The organism is Pseudomonas sp. TZ252 (assembly GCF_056110345.1).
Genome location: NZ_CM148566.1, coordinates 5,950,928 through 5,967,357 on the forward strand (window position 1 = coordinate 5,950,928; position 16,430 = coordinate 5,967,357).

The 16,430-nt window shown below is 67.6% G+C and carries 9 protein-coding genes; 2 read left to right on the plus strand and 7 right to left on the minus strand.

The window, feature by feature from the left end; all coding sequences use genetic code 11:
• Positions 1-81 precede the first annotated feature (81 nt).
• The 4 genes from ACYAF3_RS27440 to ACYAF3_RS27455 are packed head-to-tail and all read right to left on the minus strand — an operon-like array spanning position 82 to position 11,365.
• Positions 82-1,269, minus strand: coding sequence for a beta-barrel domain-containing protein (locus ACYAF3_RS27440; protein ID WP_003102741.1), 1,188 nt, complete (start codon positions 1,267-1,269; stop codon positions 82-84).
• Positions 1,259-3,430, minus strand: a complete 2,172-nt coding sequence (locus ACYAF3_RS27445) for a type I secretion system permease/ATPase (RefSeq protein WP_009876279.1) — start codon at positions 3,428-3,430, stop codon at positions 1,259-1,261. Before ACYAF3_RS27445 ends, ACYAF3_RS27440 begins: the two co-directional genes overlap by 11 nt.
• A complete protein-coding gene (locus tag ACYAF3_RS27450) occupies positions 3,420-4,697 on the minus strand; it encodes a TolC family protein (protein ID WP_003102743.1) in 1,278 nt (425 codons plus the stop codon). The genes ACYAF3_RS27445 and ACYAF3_RS27450 overlap by 11 nt, the downstream gene beginning before the upstream one ends.
• Complete coding sequence (locus tag ACYAF3_RS27455; RefSeq protein ID WP_128669373.1) at positions 4,697-11,365, minus strand: Ig-like domain-containing protein; 6,669 nt, start codon at positions 11,363-11,365, stop codon at positions 4,697-4,699. Before ACYAF3_RS27455 ends, ACYAF3_RS27450 begins: the two co-directional genes overlap by 1 nt.
• Positions 11,366-11,865: 500 nt before the next feature.
• On the opposite strand from ACYAF3_RS27455, the gene ACYAF3_RS27460 reads away from it, so the two are divergent.
• The gene (locus ACYAF3_RS27460) at positions 11,866-12,888 is read left to right on the plus strand and encodes a transporter (RefSeq protein ID WP_003106674.1); all 1,023 of its coding nucleotides are present in this window, start codon (positions 11,866-11,868) and stop codon (positions 12,886-12,888) included.
• 60 nt (positions 12,889-12,948) lie between these two features.
• Positions 12,949-13,740, plus strand: a complete 792-nt coding sequence (locus ACYAF3_RS27465; protein WP_003106675.1) for an EcsC family protein — start codon at positions 12,949-12,951, stop codon at positions 13,738-13,740.
• A gap of 114 nt (positions 13,741-13,854) precedes the next feature.
• On the opposite strand, the gene lasA is transcribed toward ACYAF3_RS27465, so the two are convergent.
• The 3 genes from lasA to acpP all read right to left on the minus strand — a co-directional run bounded on the left by lasA (position 13,855) and on the right by acpP (position 16,340).
• Positions 13,855-15,111 carry an elastinolytic metalloprotease LasA gene (lasA, locus tag ACYAF3_RS27470; protein ID WP_003120216.1) on the minus strand — a complete coding sequence of 419 codons (1,257 nt, stop codon included), beginning with the start codon at positions 15,109-15,111 and terminating at the stop codon, positions 13,855-13,857.
• A gap of 281 nt (positions 15,112-15,392) precedes the next feature.
• A complete protein-coding gene (locus ACYAF3_RS27475) occupies positions 15,393-15,818 on the minus strand; it encodes a hypothetical protein (protein WP_003120217.1) in 426 nt (141 codons plus the stop codon).
• A 282-nt stretch (positions 15,819-16,100) separates the two neighbouring features.
• A complete protein-coding gene (gene acpP, locus ACYAF3_RS27480; protein WP_031755307.1) occupies positions 16,101-16,340 on the minus strand; it encodes an acyl carrier protein in 240 nt (79 codons plus the stop codon).
• Positions 16,341-16,430: the final 90 nt, after the last annotated feature.

Consider the following 16,430-nt stretch of genomic DNA (forward strand, 5'->3'; position numbering starts at 1 on the left):
GCGCCACCGCCTACGTAGCTCGCCATGGCTACAGGGAAGCGGCTGGCACGTTTCCACCGACCGGGGCCTGTCCTGCACGCCTCAGTAAAGGCGCGCCTTGATCAGCGGCCGCAGCAGGTAGTTGAGCACGCTGCGCTTGCCGCTGAGGATGTCCACCTCGGCGACCATCCCCGGAATGATCGGCAATACCTCCTCGCCGCGCTTCAACTGGCTGCCATCGGTCTTGATCAGCACCTGGTAGTAGGACTCCTTGCCATGCGGGGTGTCCTCCTCGATGGTGTCGGCACTGATCTGCTCCAGGGTGCCCTTGAGGTCGCCGTAGATGGTGTAGTCGTAGGCGGTGATCTTCACCTTGGCCGGCATGCCGGGAACCAGGAAGGCCACGTCGCGCGGCTTGATCTTCGCCTCCACCAGCAGACGCTCCTCTACCGGGATCACTTCCATGATCGGCTCGCCGGGCTGGATCACCCCGCCGCGGGTGTTGATCAGCACGGTGTTCACCCGCCCGCGCACTGGCGACAGGATCTCGGTGCGGCGCAACTGGTCCTGGCGCTGCTGGACGATCGGTTCCAGGGCGCTGAGATCGGCCTTGCGCTGGGCGCGCTCGGTATAGGCATCCTGGAAATAGGTGCTTTTCAGCTCGGTCAGCTTGCCGCTGAGGGTGGCGATGTCCTGGCTCAGCTTGAGCGCCTCCATCTGGCTCACCGCACGCTTGGCCACCAGCGGGCGAACCAGGTCGAGCTGGCTCTGCGCCAGGTGAATCTGCCGCTGGATCGCCTGGGTGCCCTCCACCAGTTTGTCGCGGCGCGACTTGAACAGCTCGCGTTCGGAACGCGCCAGCGGCCCCTCGGGATCGACGTCCGGCGGGAACTCGATGCTCTTCTTGCCTAGCACCTCGGCGTCGAGCCGGGCAATGGCCGCGCGCAGCACGCTGGCCTGGTTCGCCGACTCCTGGAAGTTGGTGAGGAAGCGCGTCTCGTCGAGGCGCACCAGCGGCTGGCCGACTTCCACCAGGTCGCCCTCCTTCACCAGCAGGCGGTCGAGGATGCCGCCCTCCAGGCTCTGGATCTTCTGGATGCGGCTGAACGGCACGACCCGACCGTCGCCGCGGGTCACCTCGTCCAGTTGCGCCCAGGCCGCCCAGCCGATGAACAGCAGCACGCAACCGAGCAGGGTCCAGAGCAGCGGCCGGTAGACCGGGTGGGTAGCCGCCAGCAACGGGTCGGCCAGTTGCCGGCGCAGGGCGGCGGCGTCGCGGTCAGAGTCCATGGTTGCCTCCTTCGGCGGCCTGCGGTGCCTGTACCTGGTTGCCCTGCACCACCTGCTCCAGCGGGCCGTCCATGATCACCCTGCCCTGGCGCAGGACCACCGCACGCTCGACCAGGGCGAGCATGCTTTTCTTGTGGGTGGTGATGACCAGGGTGCGCTTGCCCAACCATTGCTGCAGGTAGTCGATGACCTGTTTCTCGCTGCCCTGGTCGAAGGCCGCGGTCGGCTCGTCGAGCAGCAGGATCGGAGGGTCCTGTAGCAGCACCCGGGCCAGCCCGACGGCCTGGCGCTGGCCGCCGGACAGGCTGGCGTTGCCCTGGATCGGCATGTCCAGCCCCAGCGGGTGGCCGCGGACGAAGGCGCCCAGGCCGACCCCGTCGAGGGTCTCCAGCAGTTCCTCGTCGCCCAGCGCGGCGTTCTCCAGGTTGAGGTTGTCGCGCAGGCTGCCATGGAACAGCGCCACGTCCTGCGGCAGGTAGCCGATACCGCGCTGGCGGTCGGCCGGGTCGATCTGGGTCAGGCTGACGTCGTCCAGCAGCAGGCGTCCCGCCTGCGCGTCGAGCAGGCCGCTGAGCAGGCGCAGCAGGGTCGACTTGCCGGCGCCGTTGCCGCCGAGCAGCGCCACCCGCTCGCCGGCGCGGATGTTCAGGGCCTGCACGTCGACCACCGGCGGGCTGTCGCCGTGGGCCAGGCGCACGCCCTCCAGGCGGTAATGTCCCTGCAGGCGCTCCTTGTGCACGAAGCGCTTGCCCTGGGGTCGCTCCTGCTCGGCGCTCATCAGTTGGTCGAGGCCTTCCATCGCCACCTTGGTGTGCTGCCAGCGACCGAGGATGCCGGCCGCCTGCGACAGCGGTGCGATGGCCCGCGAGGCGAGGATCGAGCAGGCCACCAGGCCGCCGACGGTCATCGCGCCCTCGCTGATCCGATAGACGCCGAAGACCACCACGCCGACGTAGCAGAGCTGCTGGACGATGCTCGCCGAGTAGCTCAGGGTCGAGGCCAGGGTATGGGTCTTCATCGCCGTACCGGCCAGTTCGCCGGTCAGGGTTTCCCACTGGTGCAGGCAGCGGCCTTCGGCGCGGGTCGCCTTGACCGTCTCCAGGTGCTCGAAGGCTTCCAGCAGCACGCCGTTCTTCATCGCCCCTTCGCGCAGGTTCTGCCGCGACAGGTGGCCGAGCAGGCGCTGGGTCAGCAGCCCCGGCAGGATCATCAGCACGCAGGCCACCAGCGGCACCCAGACCACATGGCCGCCGATCACGGCGATGATCAGCAGGAAGATCGCCACGAACGGCAGGTCGCTGATCAGCGCCGCGCTGGACGAGGTAAAGAACTCGCGCACCGACTCGAACTCCCGCACCTGGGTACTGAAGGCGCCCATCGACGCCGGCTTGGCGGCGACCCGGGTGCTCAGCACGCGGGAGAACAGCAGGGTCGAGAGTTGCAGGTCGAGGCGCTTGCCGAGCACGTTGAGCAGGTGGCCGCGCATGATCCGCAGGACACCGTCGAGGACGATCGCCAGGGCCACGCCGCTGGCGAGGATCCACAGGGTGTCGAAGGCCGCGTTGGGCACCACGCGGTCGTAGACCTGCATGGCGAACAGTGCCGAGGCGACCGCCAGGACGTTGGCCACCAACGCTGCGGCGGCGACCTCGGCGTAGGAACGCCAGAGCCGCTTGAGCGGGCCGAAGAACCAGTGTTCGGGCAAGGCGCTGGCGTAGTCGCCGACCCGCCCGTCCGGGCGGTAGCGGCACTTGGCGAAGATCGCCGTGCCGCTGTACAGCGCTTCCAGCTCGGCCAGCGGCATCCTCTGGCTTCCGCCGTCGCTCTGCGGTACCAGCACCTCGGCATGCTCGCCGTCGTTGCCCACCAGCACCAGGGCGCGGCCGTCGTCGAGCAGCAGCAGGGCCGGCAGCAGGTAGCGATCGATCCGGCGCAACGGCTGGCGGGTGACCTGGGCGGTGATGTCGGCGCGGCGCAACGCGCGGGCCACCAGGTGCAACGGCAGGCGACCGTGCTCCAGCGGCATGCCGTCCACCAGTTCGGCGTCGCCGAGCGGTCGGCCAAGCTGCCGGCAGAGCAGCAACAAGCCCTGGCGCAACGGGTCGACGATGGGGTCGTGGTTGAGGATCACGACGTTATCCGGGGTTTTCTCAGCTTCCATGATTCAGCCGGTTCTCCAATAGCGGACCCAACAGGCCGACTTGCGCGGCCGCCCGATACTCGATGCGCTTGCGTTCGATCCGCAGGTTGATCAGTTGCCGCTCTGCCTCGAACCGCTCGCGCTGCACGTTGAGCAGGTCGATCACGTCGCGCCGGCCAACCTCGAACTGTTCGCGATACAACTCGCCGACCTGCTCCGACTCGGTCACCTGCTGGGTCAGCGACTGTTCCCGCCAGCGCAGCGTGTCGCCGTTGTCGAAGAGGTTCTGCAATTGCCGGCGGATGTCGCGCTGCATCGCGTCGGCGCTCCATTTCGCCGACTCCAGGCGCTGCTGCGCGGCGGTCGGCCGGCGGAAGTTGGAAAGCCCCTGGAAGGTGTCCATGCGGAAGCGCAGGGATACCACCGAGTCGCTTTCCGGATGCCCGCCGATCTCCCGGCGCAGCGCGCTGGCCTCCAGGTTCAGTTGCGGCAGCAGCGACGCCTTGGCCTCGCGGACCTCGGCCTCGGCGACATTGGCGTCCTCCAGGGCCTTGCGCTGCAAAGGCGATTCGCGGATCACCCGCGCCATATCGCTGGCCGCCAGGTAGCGTTGCAGCGACATCGGCTCGGGCTCCACCAGGTCGGCGGGCTCCTGGCCGACCAGGATCGCGTACTGGTTGCGCGCGTCCTGCAGGTTGCCCTTCTCCAGCGACAACTGCTCCTGGGCCCGCGACAGTTCCAGATTGGCGCGATCCAGCTCGCTGCGGTCGGCGTAGCCGTCGCCGCCGCGCGCCTGGGTCATCTCGCGGATGCCGTCGAGGCGCTGGATGTGTTCGCGCACCGCCTCCACCCGGCGCTCCGAGGCAAGCACGTCGAGGTAGGTCTCGACGATATCCAGCGCCGCATCGTCGCGCGCCACCAGCACCGCCTCGGACAGCTTGCGCTGGGTCGCGCTGGCGCTGTCGACCTTGCTCGTCACCCGACCCCAGTCGTACAGCATCTGCGACGCGGTGAGATCGTAGACGATCTCGCCGAAGTCGAACTCCTGCGGCCCCCCGGACATCGTCACGGAGGGGTAGTACCCCCCTTTGGCCATCTCCACCTCGGTGCCTGCACGGTCCGCTTCGGCCATCGCGGATCGTACTTCCGGGTGGATCGCCAGCCCTGCCCTGACCGCCTGGTCGAGGGGCATGGCCGACGCGAACATCGGCAGACCCAGGGAAAGGAGCCAGATGGCTCCCTTCCCATGCCGCCGTCCCTTGCGCGCGTACTGCCTGCGCCCGCGCATCAGACCACGACCTGTACCGTGTTGTCCTCGATCAGCAGGGTGGTACTGCCGAAGGTGTAGACGTCGTAGGTAATGCCGTTGATCAGTTGCGTGGTACCGGTATTCACCGCGCCCACCACGTTCAGGGTGTCGTTGTTCTCGCCGGTGATCTGCAACGTGTTGTTGGCATCGGTGATGGCATCCACCTCCGCCGCGGTCAGGGTCAGCACGCTACCCGAATCGCCCTTGCCGAGGTCGATGCGCTCGAGGTTGCTGAGCGTGCCGACGCCGACGGCGTTGTAGTCGAGGTCGATGCCGTTGGCCAGGACCAGGGTGTCGAACCCGGCGCCGCCATCGATGCTGACGAAATCGGTCGCGGTGATCTGGATGGTGTCGTTGCCGTTGCCGGCCACCACGTGATCGCCGGTGCCCACGTTGAAGATCAGGTCGCTGCCGTCGCCGCCGTTGATGTGCTCCGAACTGCCGTTGGCGCCGGACAGCACGTCGTCGCCGGAAGTACCGTTGACATCGATCTGGCCGATATTGAGCGACAGTCCGTTGGGGGTCAGGGTGATCCCGTAGGCGGCGCTGTCGTTGCCATTGGAGTCGGTGGACACCAGGTTGAACGAGATCTGCGAGCCGAGGTTGAGGATGTCGGTGATGTTCAGCCCCAACTGGGTGAGGATGGTCGGGCTCAGCAGGTTCAGCGAGAAGTTTCCGGACGAATCCGCCTGGATCGGCAGCAATTCGACGTTCAACGCCGGGGTGATGACCCGGATCACCACGCTGGAGTCAGGCTCGGTGGTTCCGCTGAAACCGAAACGCGGGTTCAGCGGGTTGAGGCTGACGTCGAGGCCGAAGTTGCCGATGGTCACCGGTTGCTCGATGCTGGTGCCGACGCCGATGCTCGCCGTGTTGCTCGGGTTGCCGGCCGGGTCGCGTCCGACCACCGACACCTGGGCATTGAGCAACTGGTCCCAACTGAAGTCGATGTCCAGGTCGGTGAGCAGGTTCAGCGACGCCAGCCCGCTGTTGTCGGCGGTCACCGTGGCGGTGGCGGTCACCCCGCCGACGTCGACGGTCACCGTCAACTCGGTCCCTGGCTCCGCCGAGATGGTCAGGATGTTGCCGACCAGGGACAGCACCGGGGTCGCCGGCGGAATGGTGTCGATGGTGAACGGCACCGGGGTCGACGCGGTGCCGCCGTTGATGTCGGCGGTGACGGTCGAGGCGCCCTCCGGGAACGGGCCCATGCCGCCGGGAGGCGTCAGGGTCAAGGTCAGGTTGCCGGCGGCGATGTCGCCGGCGGTGAGGGTATGGCTGACCTCGGCCTCGTAGCCGTTCTGCCCGGCGAACTTGACCGTGACCACCTGGCCGACCTGCATGGTCGGACGGACCGTCACATCGACCTGGATGCCGTCGCCGATCTCCGCGGCGTTGATCCAGGTATCGGCGGCTTCCGGCACGCTGATGGTCGGCGGCGCCAGGTCCGGCGCGTTGATGGTGGCCGGCCCGCTGACGTTGCCGGCGGCGTCCACGGCAACCCCGGCGATCAGTTCGCCGGTGATCAGCGGCGGCGCGAACGGCAGGCTGAAGTTGCCGGCGCCGTCGACGGTGACCGTGATCGGGTTGGCGGTGTCGCCGTTGACCACGATACGCACCTGACTGTTCGGCTCGGCGGTGCCGGTCAGCAGCGCGCCGTCGGCGCTGATGCTCAGCAGCGGAGCGGACGGCGCCACCGAGTCCACCGTGGTGCTGGCCGGACCGCTGGCGTTGCCCGCGGCGTCTTCGGCGACGGCGTTGATCACCGTACCGTTGGCCAGCGGCGTGCCGGGGGTGAAGGTCCAGTTGCCACTGCCGTCGGCGGTGGTCTCGCCGATCGGGTTGCCGTTGCCGTCGGTGAGGATCACTTTGGCGCCGACCTCGGCGGTGCCGGTGATCACGCTGCCGTTGCTGGCATTGATCACCGGCGTGGCCGGCGCCACCGTATCCACCGTGGTGCTGGCCGGACCGCTGGTATTGCCGGCCGGGTCCTGGGCCACGGCGTTGACCACCGTGCCGTTGGCCAGCGGCGTGCCCGGTGTGAAGGTCCAGTTGCCGCTACCGTCGGCGAGGGTCTGGCCGATCGGGTTGCCATTGCCATCGGTGAGGATCACCCGGACGCCGGGTTCGGCGGTGCCGCTGAGTTCGACACCATTGCTCGGGTCGATCACCGGGGTGGCCGGGGCCACCGCGTCCACCGTGGTGCTGACCGGACCGCTGGTGTTGCCGGCGGCGTCCTGGGCCACCGCATTGATCACCGTGCCGTTGGTCAGCGGTGTGCCCGGAGTGAAGCTCCAGTTGCCGCTGCCATCGGCGGTGGCCTGCCCTATCGGGTTGCCGCCGCCGTCGGTGAGGATCACCGTGGCCCCGGCTTCGGCGGTACCGCTGATCACCGTACCGTTGCTCGGATCGAGCACCGGGGTGGCCGGGGCTACCGAGTCCACCGTGGTGCTGGCCGGGCCGCTGGTGTTGCCGGCGGCGTCCTGGGCCAGCGCATTGATCACCGAGCCGTTGGCCAGCGGCGTGCCGGGCGTGAAGCTCCAGTTGCCGCTGCCGTCGGCGGTGACCTGCCCGATCGGGTTGCCGTTGCCGTCGGTGAGGATCACCGTGGCCCCGGCTTCCGCCGTACCGCTGATGACGACTCCGTTGCTCGGATCGATCACCGGCGCCGGCGGGGCGATGGCATCGACGGTGACGCTGGCCGGACCGCTGGTATTGCCGGCCGGGTCCTGGGCCACGGCGTTGATCACGGTGCCGTTGGCCAGCGGGGTGCTCGGGGTGAACGTCCAGTTGCCGCTGCCGTCGGCGGTGGCCTGGCCGATCGGGTTGCCGCCGCCATCGGTGAGGATCACCGTCGCGCCAGCTTCCGCGGTACCGCTTATCTCGGTGCCGTTGCTCGGATCGATCACCGGCGCCGCCGGGGCCACGCCATCCACAGTGATCACCGCCGGCGCACTGTCGACATTGCTTGGGCTGCGCGCCACCACGTTGACCACCGTGCCATCCGGCAGCGGGATGCCTGGAGTGAAGGACCAGTTGCCGCTGCCGTCGGCGGTGACCTGGCCAATCGGGTTGCCGTTGCCATCGGTGATGATGATGGTGTTGCCGGCGTCCGCGGTGCCGCTGATCACCGAACCGTTGCTCGGATCCACCTGCGGGATCGACGGCAGCGAGGAATCCACCGTCGTGGTAGCGGGAGCGCTGGTATTGCCGGCGGCGTCGCTCGCGGTCACGTTGACCACGGTGCCGTTGGGTAGTTGCGAGCCGGGCGTGAAGCTCCAGTTGCCGCTGCCATCGGCGGTGGTCTGGCCGATCGGGTTGCCGTTGCCGTCGGTCAAGGTCACGGTGCTGCCCGGCTCGGCGGTACCGTTGAGCAGGTTGCCGTTGCTCGGATTGACCACAGGCGTGTTCGGCGCCACCGCGTCCACGGTAGTGCTGCCCTGCGGGCCGGTATTGCCCGCAGGGTCCTGGGCCACGGCGTTGACCACCGTGCCGTTGGCCAGCGGCGTGGCGGGCGTGAAGGTCCAGTTGCCGCTGCCGTCGGCGGTGGTTTCGCCGATCGGGTTGCCGTTGCCGTCGGTGAGGATCACCTTGGCCCCGGCCTCCGCGGTGCCGCTGATGGTCGTGCCGTTGCTCGGATCGATCACCGGCGCCGGCGGCGCCACCGCGTCCACCGTGGTGGCGGCCTGCGGGCCGGTATTGCCGGTCGGGTCGGTGGCCGTGGCGACGATCACCGTGCCGTTGGCCAGCGGCGTGCCCGGCGTGAAGCTCCAGTTGCCGCTGCCGTCGGCGGTGACCTGCCCTATCGGGTTGCCGCCGGCATCGGTGAGGGTCACGGTGGCACCGGCCTCGGCGGTGCCGCTGATGACGACGCCGTTGCTCGGGTTGATCACCGGCGCCGGCGGCGCGCTGGAATCGACGGTCACCGTCGCCGGCGGGCTGCTGTTACCGGCGGCGTCCTGGGCCACCACGTTGACCACAGTACCGTTGGCGATCGGCGTGGACGGGGTGTAGGTCCAGTTGCCGCTGCCGTCGGCGGTGACCTCGGCGATCGGATTGCCGTTGCCGTCGGTGAGAATCACCGTGCTGCCCGGCTCGGCGGTGCCGCTGAGGCTGCTGCCATTGCTCAGGTTGACGGTCGGCGTGGCCGGCGCGATGGCGTCCACGGTGGTGCTGCCCTGGCCGCCGGTATTGCCGGCCGGGTCGGTAGCGGTGGCGTTGACCACGGTTCCATCCGCCAGCGGCGTGGACGGGGTGAAGCTCCAGTTGCCGCTGCCGTCGGCAGTGACCTGCCCGATGGGATTGCCGCTGCCATCGGTCAGGGTCACCGTGGCGCCCGGTTCGGCGGTGCCGCTGATCTCCGCGCCGTTGCTCGGATTGACCACCGGCGCGGCCGGCGCCACCGAGTCCACGGTGGTGCTGGCCGGAGCGCTGGTATTGCCGGTCGGGTCGCTGGCCGTGGCGTTGACCACGGTGCCGTTGGCCAGCGGCGTGCCCGGTGTGAAGCTCCAGTTGCCGCTGCCGTCGGCGGTGACCTGGCCAATCGGGTTGCCGTTGCCGTCGGTCAGGGTCACGGTAGCGCCCGGCTCGGCGGTGCCGCTGAGCGTAGTGCCGTTGCTCGGGTTGACCACCGGAGCCGCCGGGGCCTGCGAGTCCACGGTGACGCTGGCGCCCGGGCTGCTATTGCCGGCGGCGTCCTGGGCCACCACGTTGACCACGGTGCCGTTGGCGATCGGCGTGGACGGGGTGTAGGTCCAGTTGCCGCTGCCGTCGGCGGTGACCTGCCCTATCGGGTTACCGTTGCCGTCGGTCAGGGTCACGCTACTGCCCGGCTCGGCGGTGCCGCTGAGGGTCGTACCGTTGCTCGGATCGACGGTGGGCGTGGCCGGCGCGACGGCATCCACGGTAACGCTGGCCGGCGGACTGCTGTTGCCGGCGGCATCCCTGGCCACCACGTTGACCACGGTACCGTCCGGCAACGGGGTGGACGGCGTGAAAGACCAGTTGCCGTTGGCATCGGCGGTGGTCTGGCCGATCGGATTGCCATTGCCGTCGGTCAGGGTCACGCTGCTGCCCGGTTCGGCAGTCCCGCTGAGTTCGCTGCCGTTGCTCGGCTCGACCACCGGCGCGCTCGGCGCCACGCCGTCGACGGTGATGGAGGTCGCCGGGCTGCTGTTGCCGGCGGCGTCCCTGGCCACCACATTGACCACGGTGCCATCCGGCAGTTGGCTACCGGGGGTGAAGCTCCAGTTGCCGTTGGCATCGGCGCTGGTCTGGCCGATCGGATTGCTGTTGCCGTCGGTGATCACGATGGTCACACCCGCTTCCGCCGTACCACTGAGGACGCTGCCGTTGCTGGCATTGACCTGGGGCGCGTCGGGGAAGTCGGGGGCTTCGGCGGTGACCGGGGTGCTGCTGTTGCCGGCCGGGTCGGTAACGATCACCGTCACCGTCTCGCCATTGGTCAGCGGCGGGTTCAGCGGGACCTCGAAGTTGCCGTCGGGACCGACCACCACGGTGGTGTCCGGCTGGCCGTCGCCATCGGTGTCGACACCGACGGTGGCGCCCGGCTCTGCGTTGCCGGTGACGCTGCTGCCGTCCGGCGCCACCTGCACGTCGGTGGCCGGCGCCGGGGCGGTGGTGTCCGGTGCCTCGACGGTCACCGGGGTGCTGTTGTTGCCGGCCGGGTCGGTAACGATCACCGTCACCGTCTCGCCATTGGTCAGCGGCGGGTTCAGCGGAACCTCGAAGCTGCCGCCGGGGCCGACCACCACGGTGGTGTCCGGCTGGCCGTCGCCATCGGTATCGACGCCCACCGTCGAGCCGGGTTCGGCCTTGCCGGTGACGCTGCTGCCGTCCGGCGCCACCTGCACGTCGGTAGCCGGCGCCGGGGCGGTAGTGTCCGGAGCGGTGACCTGGGCCGGCGGGCTGGCGTTGCCAGCCGGGTCGGTGACCACCACGGTGACCGTCTGGCCATTGGTCAGCGGCGGGTTCAGCGGAGCGGTGAAATTGCCGTTGGCATCGGCGATCACGGTGAGGTCCGGCTTGCCGTCGCCATTGGTATCGATGCCGACGCTCGCGCCGGCCTCGGCCTGGCCGCTGATGCTGCTGCCGTCAGGCGCTATCTTCAGGCCGCTGGCCGCCTTCGGCGGAGTGGTGTCCGGGGGCACCGAAGAACCGCCGCCGCCACCGCCGCCGCTGCTGTTGGAAATCGCCACCCCGGCGCCGATGGCCGCCGCACCGACCAGCAGCGCAGTCCCTGCGCTCATGCCACCGAGCACACCGGCGCCGGTCAGCGACTCGAAACCGGCCAGGCTTTCCTGCGGGATGTAGCCGGCCATCAGCGGCCCGTCGGCAGCGACCGGCGGCAGATCTACCGCCACCAGCTTGTCCTTGTCGGCCAGGAACAGTTGGCTGGAAGGCTGGCCTTCCGCATAGAAGTTGGCGATGCGGACGCTTTCCCCGGTCTTCAGCTGGACGATCAGGTCCGAACCGCTCTTCGAGTATCCCGCCACCGACTCCGGTGCGACATCGAGCGCGACATTACTGCTCTGGGAGAGTTTGAGTATCCCGTTTTCCGGAACCTCGACGGCAGCCGCAGAAGAAATACTCTGATCGATAGGGGTAACTTTCGCCTGGATCGACATTTCCGACATTCCTCTTGTCAAGCAGCGACCGAACGGCCGCACCATGTAATCCAGAAATAGCAGCTTTTAAATAAAAGGCGAGTCTGACTTTATATATAACGACTAAGAAAACCCCCATGAAAAATTCAATTTAGATAACCCCTGGAAAACATGCAGCCATTTAGCCATCACACGCCTATCTAATTGATAAACAATATATAATCAAAAAGTTATAATACTTTATAAACAACCCCCATCACCTGGCACGGCAAATCGACTAAATAACCCAGCGGGCAAATATCAGAACTCTACGATGCGTATTTCATAAAAAACCGGGAGAAATGAAATAGCACTTCCCGGCACCTCGTAGTTCGTCGGCGCGAGGCGACGGCAAGACGCCCCCGACAGTTCCAACAGAAAGCATCGCCGGGCATCCCGCGAAGCGGCCTTCATCGTCCTGCAATCAAAGCGTCATCGTCACGATGCCAAGTTATCCAACCGATCCTCTCCCGCGAGCGACCATGCATCACGGTATCTCCCCACCCCAGGACGCCGACCTGTTCGGCCTGATCTACGGTTTCCGTTTCCGCCCCGGCGAAGCGGGGCGGGAAATCGACTCGGCTACCGCCCTCGCCTGCCTGCGGCAGGCTCGCGAGGAGGCGCCGGACGAGTTCCTCTGGCTGCACCTGAACCTCGCCCATGCCGCCTGCGAGCGCTGGATGAAGAAGCATCTGGAACTGCCGGATTATTTCTTCGAAAGCCTGCGCGAGGGGTCGCGCTCGACGCGCATCGAACACGTCGACTCGGCGCTGCTGGCAGTGGTCAACGACGTGGTCTTCAACTTCGGCCTGGTCTCTTCGGACGTCGCCACCCTGTGGGTCTGCGCCCGTGGCCGGCTGCTGGTCAGTGCACGAGCGCAACCGCTGCGCTCGGTGGACAAGCTGCGCTCTTCGGTGAAGCACGGCGAACCTTTCCGTTCGCCCCTGCAGTTGCTGATCCACCTGTTGCGCGACCAGGGCGACGTGCTGACCCAGATCGTCCGCGAAACCAGCGTCGCAGTGGACCGCATCGAGGACCAGCTACTGGCCCTGCGCCTCTCCGCCAACCGCGCCGACCTCGGCGCCATGCGGCGCGTGCTGGTACGCCTGCAACGCCTGCTGGCGCTGGAGCCCGGTTCGCTGCTGCGCCTGCTCAACCGACCGCCGGAATGGCTACAGGATGCCGACCTGCGTGAGTTGCGCGAAGCCACCGAGGAGTTCTCCCTGGTGATCAGCGACCTGACCGCCCTGGGCGAACGGATCAAGCTGCTGCAGGAAGAGATCGCGGCCAAGCTCAACGAACAGAACAACCGCATCCTCTTCACCCTGACCATGGTCACGGTGCTGGCCCTGCCGATCAACATCGTCGCCGGCTTCTTCGGCATGAACGTCGGCGGGATTCCCTTCGCCGACGATCCTGAAGGCTTCTGGATCATGCTCGTGCTGGTCGCCAGCTTCACCTTCCTCGCCGGCCGCTGGGCCTTCCGCAAGCGCGGCGACTATTGAGCGTGGACAACGCCGGCGGACAGTGGTTAGGTTGACCGACCACCGTCAGCCGGACCTTCCATGAGCCTTTCCCCCGCCGATCTCAAGCAACTCCAGGCCGCCAAGAACCTGCTGGAGAACCCTGGACTCACCGCGCAACTCACCAGCCTGCTGGGCACGCCGATCGAATACGGCCTGAAGAAGCTGCCACGGAAGGTCAACGAGAAGCTCGGTTCGGTGATCGAGGGAGCGCTGCTGAAAGTCGCCCGCTCGGCCACCGCCACTCTCCAGGAAAACGCCAGCGGTCAACCGGCGAACCGCCTGCATACCCTCGGCGCCGCCGTTTCCGGTGGCGTCGGCGGCTTCTTCGGGCCGCTGGCGATGCTGGTCGAGGTGCCGGTCACCACCGGCATCATCTTCCGTTCCATCGCCGACATCGCGCGCAGCGAGGGCGAGTCGATCAGGGACATGGACACCCTGATGGCCTGTATCGAAGTCTTCGCCCTCGGCGGCAAATCCGCCTCGGACGACGCGTCGGAGTCCGGCTACTACGCGGTGCGTACGGCGCTGGCCCAGCAGGTCAAGGCGGCCGCCGACTTCCTCGGCAAGGACGCCGGCAGCAAGAAGGCCGCGCCCATGCTCCTGGCCCTGGTGCGCAAGGTCGCCGAGCGCCTGGGCGTGCAGTATTCGGAAAAGCTCGCGGCGCAGATCGTGCCCATCGTCGGCGCCCTCGGCGGCGCGGCGATCAACACGGTGTTCATGAACCATTTCCAGGCCATGGCGCGCGGTCACTTCGTCGTCCGCCGCCTGGAACGCCACTACGGCAAGGATGTGGTTCGCGACGCCTACGCCCTGCTGCCCCGGCGCGGCTGAGCATGCCGGCCCACGCGGTCAGCCTGGCGCCGGGCGCGGCGGCAGCGACGCGCCAGCTGTTCAGCGCCGTTTCGCTCGCGGCGGAGCCCGGCTGGAGCCGGGCCCCGCGCCGACTCAGAGCGCCAGGCCGGGGTTGTACAACGGACGGAAAGCGCAATGGGTGGTGCCGGCGCTCTGGTTGTAGAAATAGTAGCGGCGACAGTCGTTGTCGTAGTTGCTGGTGCCGACGTTGATCCGGTACGGACCGAAGCTGGCTCCCTGCAGGGAAACGAAGGCGCCGTTGTAGAGCAGCGAGAAATGCAGGTGCGGTCCGGTGGAGCTGCCACCCTCGCAGAGCGCGGTGTTGATGTTGCCGGCATAGACGCCGAGCTTGGTGTCGGCGCTGACCTGCTGGCCGTTGCTCACCTGGATCTGGTCCATATGGTAGTAGTTGGTCGCCCAGCCGCTGGGGTGGGTCACCCGTACCTGGCAGCGCGACAGCACCCGTACCGTACCGGCGTGGGCGGCGACCACGCTGTAGGTCGCACTGCCCCAGCGCGGCCAGTCGTAGGACGCATCGAAGGACGAGTACGGATAGCCCGAGCCGGTGTTCGAATGCGCTCCGTTGGGCTGCCAGGAATAGCCCTGGCGCCAGGGCAATTGCATCAGGTTGGATGGCGGCGCCAGCGCGGCCTTCGCCTGGAGTTGCCGGGCCACGCGGTTGCGCGGCTGCAGGAGTTCCGCGGCCGGGGTGCCGAACAGGCGCTGGAAGGTCTGCGCGTAGGCGCCGAGCGGATTGCCGCCTTGCACGGCGGAGGCCTTCGCCCCCTCTCGCAACAGACCGAGCAGCGCGGCCGATGCCGCGTTCAGGCCGTCCTCGCCGACGGCCTTGCGCGCAGCCGCCTGGCGCAACTGGTATTCCTCGAAACCGTAGTAGCGCCGCGACAACTGCTGCAACACGTCGCGGACCTGGGCATCGAAGCCGCGTTTCGCCGACAGCCGTCCCAGCGGCGCCGCCAAGGCGCGCTCGTCCGGCGCCCCCAACGGCCCGGATTGCATGACCATCAGGGTCAGCAACACTTTCGGGTTGATGCTGTAGTAGCCGCTCCAGTGCTCCAGGTATTCGCTCTTGTCGCGCAGCGCCGGCGCATTCACCGCCAGGTAGGCCTCGAGGTCGAACGCCTCGGCGTCGCGACCGTAGAGGAACAGGTCGTCATTCAGCGGCAGGGCCACGCTGGGCAGTTGCAACTGGCCGAGTAACTCCGCCGAATAGCGGAAGGCCGGCAGGCCATCGTCATGGGCATTGGCCGTACCGCCCACGGCGAGCGCCAGCAAGACGAAGAGGAACGGCGAGCGCGGACTCGCCATCGCGCGGGATCTTTTGTGCTGCATGGGTAGCTCCTGGTCATCGAAGGGAAACCTTGAAAGCCAGCAGCCCGGCGACATCGCCTCCGACGGGATAGCCTGGTCCGCTCCGCCGGTATTTCGCCCAGGCCGGGTTGCACGCCGCAGGACCGTGCAACGCCGTCACCCGGGAAGACAACTATCAGCTTTTGCAGTAGATCCGGTGCCCCGCTCCGTCCGGCTGTAAAGCGTGCGGCAGCGCACTCCAACCGAGCCGAATCGATCACAGAACGCCAGGCGTCGGAAATACTTCGATACAGTCTGCGCGCTCAGCGTTCCTCGTCGGAGGAACCGTCGAGCGGATCACGACGCGCCAGCTCGGCCTCGTCGAGGCCGTGGCCGGCTCCGATCTCGTTGCCATGCACGACCCTCAGGCGCTTGTCCGCGGGCGATTCGCCGCCGCGCTCGGCCGGCGAGCGGGCGCCGCTTTCGTCGATCAGGGTTTCCGGCGCCAGATCGTCCATGCCGACGTTATCCTGGTAACCATCGTCCTCGTCCGGCTGCCCGCCAGCGTGGCCCGCCTCACGTACCCGCCGCGAGGAAAACTCGGCCTCCACCTCGGCCTCGGGCCGCTCGTCGCCGATCCGCGCCTTGCGCGCCTGGCGGCGCTCGTCGAAATCGAGCTCGCGCATCGAACCCATGCGGTCCTGGATATCATCGATTTCCTGGGGTGTTGTTTTCCGTCGTGTAGCCATGACGACCTCCGTTACGAATGGCGGGCACGCGCCGGGAATGGCACGCTGCCCTTGTTCGGTCGACCGGCGAGGCGCGGGAAGATTCAGGAAATCCAACCGACGGCGGCCGCCTCGCAATCGCGGCGGCGGGCAAAAAAAAGCCGGATCGGCCCGGGGCGGGCTGGACGATCCGGCGTAATCGAAGCGCGGGACGTCGCGCACCTTGCCGCCGGCACGGGCGGGAGGTGGCGCACAGCGTTTCGCAGGGAATGACCACGGCATCGGCCGGTGGTCCAGGGGGAGTCAGGTCGGCACGGCTTCCTCGAGATAGTCGATGGCCTGGCGCACGATCTCGATCCGTTCCGCATCGTCATCGGCGATCTCGACGCCGAACTCCGTTTCCAGGGCCATGACCAGTTCGACCACCTCGAGCGACTCGGCACCGAAGTCGTTACGGAAGTCGCTGTCCAGCCGGATGTCGCATTCCTCCACGCCGAACCGGGCGGCTACCAGTTTCCTCACTCTGGTCTCGATGTCGTCCATGCATTGCGGTCCCACTGCCCGGCCCTGGAAAAAAGTGCGGCTACTAAAGCCTCCGTCCCCGCCAGCGACAACTGCCAGATCTGGCAGTGG